This window comes from Halomonas sp. V046 (assembly GCF_052645355.1).
Map to the genome: position 1 here is coordinate 1 of NZ_JBQXYF010000052.1, position 529 is coordinate 529.

Annotated in this window: 1 tRNA gene and 1 rRNA gene; both read left to right on the forward strand. The window is 49.9% G+C overall.

Annotation, left to right across the window (positions count from 1 at the left end):
• Positions 1-50 (forward strand): 16S ribosomal RNA (locus ACUN9Y_RS22175); the annotation flags it as partial.
• Between the two features lie 157 nt (positions 51-207).
• Positions 208-284 (forward strand) — tRNA-Ile (locus ACUN9Y_RS22180).
• The last annotated feature ends 245 nt before the right edge of the window (positions 285-529 follow it).

Here is a 529-nt window from a genome sequence, read left to right on the forward strand (position 1 = left end):
AGTCGTAACAAGGTAGCCGTAGGGGAACCTGCGGCTGGATCACCTCCTTAATCGACGAGTCATCTGACTGTCGGTAAGTGCTCACAATGAATTACCTGATCAAGCAAGAGCAATGACTGTTTGGGTTATGACCCAGCGTCGTCCGTCGCTCAGTTGGCTAGAGCTCATCCCTGACCTTATGGAAAGATGGGTGAGGTCGTCGAGAATGGGTCTGTAGCTCAGTTGGTTAGAGCGCACCCCTGATAAGGGTGAGGTCGGCAGTTCAAATCTGCCCAGACCCACCATTCTTCTCTAGTCTGGTTGAGCGGTCTATCAGAAATGGGTCTTGGTTCACCTGGAAGAACCACCTGCCTTACATGTTAGAAGTCGAGTTTCGATCCCGCTAGGCTCCATCACTTCCCAACTGTCATGTTCAAGTTCTAAGCCGTGTGCTTGTCGCTGTCACCAGCGCATCAAGTCTACCGCTTAGGGCTTTTGGCTCTAACGCTCTTTAACAATGTAAATCATGCTGACAAAGTAAGATACGTTT